We start from the raw sequence: 8,375 nt of genomic DNA, 5'->3' as shown, positions 1-8,375 counted from the left end.
CCTTGATAAGGGGGGTGCCGATCCCCCCTTAGTCCCCCCTTTAATCCCCCCTTAATAAGGGGGGCATCTGATAACTTTTAACGCCTACCTACTTAGCGATCGAGTGTTGTGGATAACAAATTTCCCTAATTGTATAGTAGAGACTGGGGATCGGCTCTTAATTCTTTTGACTTTCTCCTAACTGATTTTCCTCTAAATCTGTTATTGGTTTTTCTTCGCTCGATCCGATCCAGATCGCAATCATTCCGGCGATAGGAATGGAGAGAAAAACCCCTAATAATCCCGCAACTCTTTCGCCGATAAAGAGAGATAAAAATAAAATTACCGGGTTTAATTCTAGGGCATTGCCCATAACTTTAGGGCGAATAATATTATCTTGAATTTGCACCAAGACAACACAGACAATAAAAGCTTTAACGGCAATTGCTAGTCCCTGGGAGGTAAAAGTCAAGATAGTTACCAACAAAATGCCCAGGGTTGCACCAATACCCGGGATAGCATCGATAACACCAAGAACACCCGCCAAAACTAGCCCATATTTAATTCCCAATAGGGAAAAACTTAAGAAACTCGTCACCGATAAAAAGAGCATTAACAACAGTTGCCCGCGAATAAATCCCAAGAAACTTTGTCGAAAAGACTGGGCAAAACGCTCCCGGTATGCTGGGGGGAGAAGTTGCAAAAAACCTCGCCAGAGTTTATCACCATCGATGAGCATATAAACACTGATCACCGCCCCGAAAACGCCAGTAAAGACGCTGGAAAAAACTCCCTGTACGATCGATAAACCCGTGGCTAAACCGGTTTGTAAGCTTCCCACCATTTTATTCAAATCTAATCGATCGAGAAAGTCTTTAAAGGGTAAAAAATCTTGTTGACCCAAGGCATCTGTAAGATTGAATAGTAGTCCTTTCCCCTGACTAACTGCTTCTAATCCTATGCCTGTGACTAATCTAAATAGGAGGATAAAAGCTACTATGGTGGTAATAGCAATGGCTAGTCCTCTCGGTAGATAACGGGATAACCAAACCACGGGATAATTTAATAGAGCGGCCAGGATCGCTGAACCGGTAAAAATAGCGATCGTCCCGTAGAAATAATTAATTAAGATAATCAGACTCCAGCCACAACCAAATAATAATAGATAGCGCACTAGAATCGAGTTATTCAGAGTTTTCCAAAAGGAGCTAGAAGGGGGCATAAATCAAGCCAGAAATAGGATTTTAACATTTAGAATTGTTTTAACAAAGCTTCCCGCATGACCGAGACGGGGACGGGTTGACCTAACCAGATTTCTAACGCAATCGCTCCCTGATTAACTAACATTTCTAACCCATCAATAATTCTTATCCCTCTAGTCTGGGCCAACCGGAGAAATTTGGTCGGCCGGGGATTATAAATCAGATCGTAGGCGATCGCCGATGGTGGCAAAATGTCTAATAATTCTAACTCAACTGGGGATTGTTCGCCCTGGGGAGACATTCCGATGGGGGTAGAATTAATCAGGAGTTCTGTGGTGGATAGCAGCCCTTCTAATTCGTCCCAGCTATGCACTTCTAGGAGGTCATAGAGGCTGGTATTCGCCCAACTTTCTTTAAAAGGATCTAATTTCTTTTGATTGCGTCCTACCAGATGAATTTTGCCACAGCCCAACTGGGCGCAAGCCACCACTACCGCCCGGGCAGCGCCGCCATTGCCCAAAATAACTGGATTCACCCGACTCCAATCTTTGTCAAGGGATTTCAAGGGAGCGAGAAAGCCATCCACATCGGTATTCGTTCCCTGCCAGCCAGTTTCCGTGCGCCAGACGGTATTAACTGCGCCCACTAGCCTTGCTTTCTCGGTAATTTGCGATAATAAGGGGATAATGGCTAATTTATGGGGAATTGTGACGCTAAAACCCTGTAGATCGATGGCGGACAAACCAGCGATCGCAGTTGCTAAGTTTTTCGGGGCGATAGGTAGGGGAAGATAGACATAATTTAGCCCCAAGGCATCGATAGCGGCATTGTGCATGGGGGGAGAAAGAGTATGGCCGATGGGATCGCCGATTACGCCTAATAACTTGGTTTTTCCGTTAATAATGGTCATAAAAAAAGGTGGGCTTTCCCCACCAAAGTTTGCTCTCAAGGGTAGCCAATGCTCACCTTACTATACTAGGGTTTGCTGAAAAAGTTTTTCCTGGGGGCAGGGTGTAGGGTGTGGGGTGTAGGGTTTTACCGATTTTGAGGGGGTCAATTACCTAATTTTCAGGGAAAAAGTCCCGGAATTTTTCCCCCGATCACTCCCAGATCCATTACTTTTTGATGGCCAAAAGGTCTAAAAGTTTTACCCAACAAGGTTTTTAGATTTATTCAGCAAACCCTAAATAAGTCGATATATGGTTCTGCTCGCTGTCTATGCCGGGGAGAAATCCCTCTGGCATTTCTCCAGTGCGGAATGTAGGCTAAAAATTGGCCCGGTCAGGAAATCTTGATGTTAAATTCCCGAAAAATTGCGCTAGGATCGGCTTCATAGCACAGGAAAGGCGATCAAGTGGGATAACCGATCCTGTGGTTTGAGAACGTGACTGTATAATTGTTAGAGTGTCAATAGATCAATTCCAGAGGAATCATGAGCAATATCCAAGACAAAATTCAAGAAGAGCTAGAAAACGCCAGAGCCGTCTGTAGTACGGAAGGTGCCACCTCTGGCGAATGCGCCGCCGCTTGGGATGCGGTGGAAGAATTACAAGCAGAAGCCGCTCACCAACGTCAGGACCACCCCCAAAAAACCTACTTCGAAAATTATTGTGATTCTAATCCCGATGCCGCCGAGTGTCGCATTTATGAAGATTAATGCAGTCAGGCAGCGGTTTTTTCTCTCCTCACAGTAGAATCCTAGCTTTAGGGCGATCTCAACTATAAAGAGATCGCCCCTCGTTTTTTTGTTTGTTGGTCAAGCTGTGGCCGATTTTGGCTCCTGCGTCCGAAGACAGTAAAATGTTGACAGTGTAATTATGTCTGAATAGTTTATGAATCAGCTTTGGTTTCGTCCTCTCGTTTGGATAGATTATCGTTTAGCCGTGCTATTTACGGTGATTATCCCGGCAGTTTTGTTGATTTGGTCTTTATTTGCAAAAATCGAATCATTGCAGAAATTGTTGATTATCTATTGGCGAGTGGCTAGTCTTTTATTAATTACTGTATATTTAATGATCGCTTCCTGGCCGATTGGTTTTGTCACCAGTTTTTTGGCAAAGATTTTAATCCCGATTTCCCTCTGGTTTTGGGTGGATATTAACGATGAAATTAAAGATTTACCCGCCAGTCCAATTAAATTTGTCACCACTGCTTGGCGTTGGGCAGTTACGATTTATTGTCCTCTGGGCGCAATTTCTACCTTACCTTTTCTCTCCTGTGCTATGTCAGGGGAATTGCTAAATTCTCCCTATTGTCAGGTTTGGCAGGAAGCACCCTGGCAGTTTCGCGAGATTTTTCATTCAGAAGCTACTGCTAATGTTTTGGGCTTTTTTGGTTTAGTTGGTTTCTCTTTTTATACTCTCTATTTTGCCCATTTTCTTCTTATTCGTCTTGGCAAACAGGGACGTTCAGCTTTACAACAGTAAGTTTTTAGCTATCGATGATTAGCCATTTTTCTATGAATATTGGTCAACAACTCGAACAATACACCCTCAAAAATCCCCACGAGGTTTTATTAGTGACTATTGCTGTGGATGGGGAGGAGGAAGAAATCTCTATTTTTAAAGGTTTTTCTAGTTCCCTTACCCGCAGCACTCCCTACGATCCCGATATTCCGATCATTCCTGAAACGGCTAGAATTATTAAGATAGATCGTCTTGCTAGTCCCTATCATCCCCTTAAACCTCGCTATATTCAAGAAAATCTTACCTTAGAGGAAATGCAGTCTTTGCTGATTAATTAAACCAGTAATTTTACTTGAATAACATCAGCACTCATCTTGAGCGATTTAACAGCTTTTATTGAGAATCCATAAACTTTGTCTATCTAGACAAGAGGTAAATTTTGCGGCGTTTTAGTGGTAAGATTACCGGGGAATGATAATCTCTGCCAGCATTCAAGCTGTCAAAGTGGATTTCATCCTCGGTATCGATCGAGAACAATCAAAAAACTGGAGAATAATCGGAGAATCTATGCAACTTAAACAATCTAACCAAGAACTGTTACAAATTGAGTATTTAGCCACCGTTGCTACGGGACAAAACCTGGTTAAAGATGATGGCAAAGATGTGATTGAAGGATTAACTAAAACCCCCAAAAGTTTACCATCTAAATATTTTTATGATCGGCAAGGTTCGCAACTTTTTGAAGAAATCTGTCAATTGCCAGAATACTATCCCACTAGAACAGAAGCCGCTATTCTCCAAGAATATGCCCCAGAAATTGTCGCCTATACAGGGCCCTGCGAATTGATAGAATTAGGTAGTGGTAGTTCCACTAAAACTCGTCTGTTATTGGACGCTTATTATCAGCAGCAAAAATCCTCTAAATATGTACCTATCGATGTTAGTGAAACTATTCTCCAAGCTAGTGCCATAGAATTACAAAAAGAATATCCTAATTTACTTATTCAGGGGTTAATTGGAACCTATGAACAGGCCTTAGCCTATTATCGAAATGCTTCCGATAATACCAGAATGATTTTTTTCTTGGGAAGTTCGATCGGTAATTTTTCTGCGGCTGAATGTGATAAATTCTTAGAAGAAATTGCCACTGTTCTCAAAGCTGGAGATTATTTTTTATTAGGGATTGATCTCCAAAAACCAGCGGCAATATTAGAAGCAGCTTATAATGATGCCCAAGGGGTAACAGCCGCTTTTAATTTAAATATGCTTTCCCATTTAAATTGGCGCTTTCAAGCTGATTTTAATCTTGATTTATTTAGTCATCAAGCTATCTATAATCAAGATCAATCTCAAATTGAAATGTATTTAATTTGTCAAAAAACTCACCCTGTGCATCTCAAAAAACTCGATTTAACAGTTAATTTTCAAGCATCGGAGAGTATTTTAACAGAAATTTCCCGTAAATTCAACCTAGAAACTATGCAAAAAGACCTAGAATCAAAGGGATTTAAACCGCTCAAGGTTTTCACCGATCCTGAAAATTTATTCGGTTTAATTCTCTGTCAGTTATCCCTGTAAATAATGAAAAGATTTTTATCAGTAATAGAGGCATAAAAACATGGAAAAGATTCAAGCACAGGCTCCTATCTCTCTAAGTAACTGTAGTCGAGAAAATATACTGGACTATTTTGAAAATGCTTGGCAATTAGAAGATATGCTGTTAAAAAGCATCATCAAAGAAGAAGCTTTTTATTGTAACCCTGACGATTTAAGAAATCCCCTCATCTTTTATTTAGGTCATGCCGCCGCTTTTTATACTAATAAATTGCAGATGGTTAACCTATTAAAAAAAAGCCCTAATCCTGACTACGAATTATTGTTTGGAGTGGGAGTAGATCCCGCAACTCCCGCAGAATTAAACTCTGCTATCGCCCATATTCAGTGGCCCAGGGTGGCTAAAGTTTGGAAATATCGACAACAAGTCTATGAAATTGTGGTCGAAATAATTAAAAATATCCCCCTTAATCTTCCTATTCATCCTCAGCATTATCTCTGGTCATTAATGATGGGAATTGAGCATCAGCGTGTTCACTTTGAAACCTCTTCAATGTTACTCAGACAACTGCCTCTAGATTGTCTGCAACGTCCTCAAGGGTGGCATTATGCCCCTGCTTTTGGTCAAGCTTATCCTAATCAAATGGTGGAGGTTTCTGGGGGAATAGTGGAAATTGGTAAACCCCAAGATTCTCCTATTTATGGTTGGGATAACGAGTATGGTTATCGTCAAGTTCAAGTTAACAATTTTCTGGTGAGTAAATATATGATTACCAACGGAGAATTTAAAGAATTTGTTCATAATGGTGGTTACGAAAATCCCAGCTATTGGGATGAGGAAGCTTGGCAATGGAAAAATCATTATCGAGTCAAATATCCTAAATTTTGGCTGGTAGATGAGGGAGGAAATTATCAATATCGAGCCATGTTTGATGTTTTCGATTTACCTCTCGATTGGCCAGTAGAAGTGAACTATTATGAAGCGATCGCCTACTGTCGTTTTCAAGGTCAAGGAATACGTTTAATGAGGGAAGCTGAGTGGAATTTAGCCACCTATGGCAGTCAAAAAAATCGATGTTATACCCTAGAAAACGATAACTTTGAGGACTATAACCTCAATTTAAAATTCTGTTCTCCCACTCCCGTAGGAATGTTAAAAAATGCTGGTAATAACTCAGAAATTTATGATTTACGCGGTAACGTCTGGGAATGGCTAGAAGATGATTTTAATCCCTTAACTGACTTTCAACCCCATTACCTCTATGCTGACAATTCCACTCCTTTCTTTAATAGTCAACATAAAATGATGTTAGGAGGAGCTTGGGTGACTAACGGTACAGAAATCCTACCCTACTATCGCAATTGGTTTCGCCGGAATTTTTATCAACACGCTGGTTTTAGAATCGCGCAAAGTCTTTAGGTGGGGTGTGGGGTGTAGGGTGTGGGGTTTTATCGATTTTCAGGGAAAAAGTGCCTAAAATTTCCCTGCGATTACTCTAAGAGTCGGCACTTTTTGATGTCAAAAAAGCCTAAAGATATTATTCAACAAGGTTTTTTAGATTTATTTAGCCAATCTTAGCTAATTGCCAATTTCAAGAAAAAATTTTCGGAAAAGTCGCCCCTCGATCACTACAATAGAACCTAATAGAATGCCGATAAACTCGATCGCCATGAATCAACCTGCAATTTTTCATCTCGCTATTCCGATTACCGATGTGTCCACCGCTAAAAGCTTTTACTGTGATGGTTTAGGTTGTTTAGCGGGAAGGGAAACCGAGAAAGCGATTATCTTAAATTTCTATGGTCATCAGGTAGTCGCTCACGTCACCGAAATGCCTCTTACTCCCCAAAATAGCATTTATCCTCGCCATTTTGGTCTAATTCTGCCGGATGCCAGGGATTGGGACAATCTTCTCGAAAAAGCGCGAGTCAATCAACTAAAATTTTATCTAGAACCAAAAACTCGCTTTACTGGGGAGATAACCGAACATAAAACCTTTTTCCTGGAGGATCCTTTCTATAATCTCCTGGAATTTAAACATTATCGCCACTACGAAGCTATTTTTGCCAGTCGGCAATTAACAGCGATCGGCGATCGAGCTTAAAATAAACAACAGGTGACTTTTTGTAACTGGTTAGTCCTATCTTCAACTGCGACAAAAACAGGGGAACTTCCCTCGGATTCTCTCATCGAAACTAAAAAAACCTTGGCTGGCAATGATCAATTCTTAGGAAATCTATGAAAAAACTCTTATTGTTAACCCTATTTATTATCGGTCTAGGATTTGCGCTGTTTCACTTTACTGGATTAGCAAATCGGGGCGAATATCAATCAATTTTAATCGACTTTAAGGACGATATACCCGTCAGCGTCCTCGATGAGCAGTTAAATACTGTCAACAAAAAAGCGGGAAAAACCACCAGTTTAAATAGTATTTTTTCCATCGATGAACATCTTTACACCGTGGCAGGAGATAGCAAACTCCTGAAAACTCTCCGCAATTCCGACCTAAAAAAATACACCGAATCGATCGAACCCGATTATATTTATCATGCTTTTATCGCCCCCAACGACCCCGACTATAGCAAACAGTGGAACCTAAGGGGGATAAACATCGAACGCGCTTGGGAAGAAAATCAGGGACAGGGGATCACCGTCGCCGTTATTGATACAGGTGTATCAAAAGTTCCCGATCTGCGAGAAACCGAGTTTGTGGAAGGCTACGACTTCGTCAACGACCGCAGCAATGCCGAGGACGATAACGGTCACGGAACCCATGTAGCGGGAACAATTGCCCAATCGACCAATAATAACTACGGGGTAGCCGGCATCGCCTACAAAGCCAAAATCATGCCCCTCAAGGTACTTTCCGGGACGGGTGGGGGAACCGTGGCAGATATTGCCGAAGCGATCCGTTTTGCCGTCGATAATAAAGCCGATGTCATCAATATGAGTTTAGGGGGTGGAGGGGAAACCCAAGTAATGAAAGAGGCGATCGAATATGCCTATAGTAAAGGTGTGGTAATCGTCGCTGCTGCAGGTAATGCTGATGATAATTCCGCCGCCTATCCTGCCCGTTTTCCCCACGTTATCGGCGTTTCTGCGGTAGATGCCTCTGGAAATAAAGCCCCCTATTCTAATTTCGGAGCCGGAATCGATATTGCTGCCCCCGGCGGCTCCGATACGGGTAAAATTATCCAAGAAACCATCGATCCCGCTCGGGGGGGTGAACCG

The 8,375-nt window shown here is 41.7% G+C and carries 9 protein-coding genes; 7 read left to right on the top strand and 2 right to left on the bottom strand.

Annotated elements, in window-relative coordinates; translation table 11 throughout:
* Positions 1–157: 157 nt before the first annotated feature.
* Together IQ242_RS10610 and IQ242_RS10605 are read right to left on the bottom strand one after the other, a co-directional pair.
* Positions 158–1,201: an AI-2E family transporter gene (locus tag IQ242_RS10610; protein ID WP_193959942.1), complete on the bottom strand. Its 1,044-nt coding sequence runs from the start codon at positions 1,199–1,201 to the stop codon at positions 158–160.
* A 29-nt stretch (positions 1,202–1,230) separates the two neighbouring features.
* Positions 1,231–2,091 (bottom strand): shikimate dehydrogenase, encoded by an 861-nt coding sequence (locus tag IQ242_RS10605; RefSeq protein ID WP_193959941.1) that lies wholly within the window; start codon positions 2,089–2,091, stop codon positions 1,231–1,233.
* A gap of 522 nt (positions 2,092–2,613) precedes the next feature.
* On the opposite strand from IQ242_RS10605, the gene IQ242_RS10600 reads away from it, so the two are divergent.
* The 7 genes from IQ242_RS10600 to IQ242_RS10570 form a co-directional block, all read left to right on the top strand.
* Entirely contained in the window at positions 2,614–2,838 is a 225-nt protein-coding gene (locus IQ242_RS10600; RefSeq protein WP_002781201.1) for a Calvin cycle protein CP12, read from the top strand.
* 175 nt (positions 2,839–3,013) lie between these two features.
* Positions 3,014–3,607, top strand: coding sequence for a DUF3177 family protein (locus IQ242_RS10595; protein WP_193959940.1), 594 nt, complete (start codon positions 3,014–3,016; stop codon positions 3,605–3,607).
* Between the two features lie 32 nt (positions 3,608–3,639).
* Positions 3,640–3,924, top strand: coding sequence for a hypothetical protein (locus IQ242_RS10590; RefSeq protein WP_002788842.1), 285 nt, complete (start codon positions 3,640–3,642; stop codon positions 3,922–3,924).
* Positions 3,925–4,153: 229 nt separating this feature from the next.
* Positions 4,154–5,164, top strand: a complete 1,011-nt coding sequence (egtD, locus tag IQ242_RS10585; protein WP_193959944.1) for an L-histidine N(alpha)-methyltransferase — start codon at positions 4,154–4,156, stop codon at positions 5,162–5,164.
* Positions 5,165–5,204: 40 nt separating this feature from the next.
* Positions 5,205–6,560 (top strand): 5-histidylcysteine sulfoxide synthase, encoded by a 1,356-nt coding sequence (gene ovoA / locus IQ242_RS10580; protein ID WP_193959939.1) that lies wholly within the window; start codon positions 5,205–5,207, stop codon positions 6,558–6,560.
* A 250-nt stretch (positions 6,561–6,810) separates the two neighbouring features.
* Entirely contained in the window at positions 6,811–7,245 is a 435-nt protein-coding gene (locus IQ242_RS10575; RefSeq protein ID WP_193959943.1) for a VOC family protein, read from the top strand.
* Positions 7,246–7,379: 134 nt separating this feature from the next.
* Positions 7,380–8,375, top strand: a 996-nt coding sequence (locus tag IQ242_RS10570; protein WP_193959938.1) for a S8 family peptidase, incomplete at its 3' end; no start/stop codon positions are given.

The organism is Microcystis sp. LEGE 08355 (genome assembly GCF_015207185.1).
Taxonomy (GTDB): domain Bacteria; phylum Cyanobacteriota; class Cyanobacteriia; order Cyanobacteriales; family Microcystaceae; genus Microcystis; species Microcystis panniformis.
This window is presented reverse-complemented; position numbering and strand designations above follow the sequence as displayed.

Coding starts and splice junctions, on each gene's coding strand:
- IQ242_RS10610 (WP_193959942.1), bottom strand. CDS start 1,201: ATGCCCCCTTCTAGCTCCTTTTGGAAAACTCTGAATAACTCGATTCTA.
- IQ242_RS10605 (WP_193959941.1), bottom strand. CDS start 2,091: ATGACCATTATTAACGGAAAAACCAAGTTATTAGGCGTAATCGGCGAT.
- IQ242_RS10600 (WP_002781201.1), top strand. CDS start 2,614: ATGAGCAATATCCAAGACAAAATTCAAGAAGAGCTAGAAAACGCCAGA.
- IQ242_RS10595 (WP_193959940.1), top strand. CDS start 3,014: ATGAATCAGCTTTGGTTTCGTCCTCTCGTTTGGATAGATTATCGTTTA.
- IQ242_RS10590 (WP_002788842.1), top strand. CDS start 3,640: ATGAATATTGGTCAACAACTCGAACAATACACCCTCAAAAATCCCCAC.
- egtD (WP_193959944.1), top strand. CDS start 4,154: ATGCAACTTAAACAATCTAACCAAGAACTGTTACAAATTGAGTATTTA.
- ovoA (WP_193959939.1), top strand. CDS start 5,205: ATGGAAAAGATTCAAGCACAGGCTCCTATCTCTCTAAGTAACTGTAGT.
- IQ242_RS10575 (WP_193959943.1), top strand. CDS start 6,811: ATGAATCAACCTGCAATTTTTCATCTCGCTATTCCGATTACCGATGTG.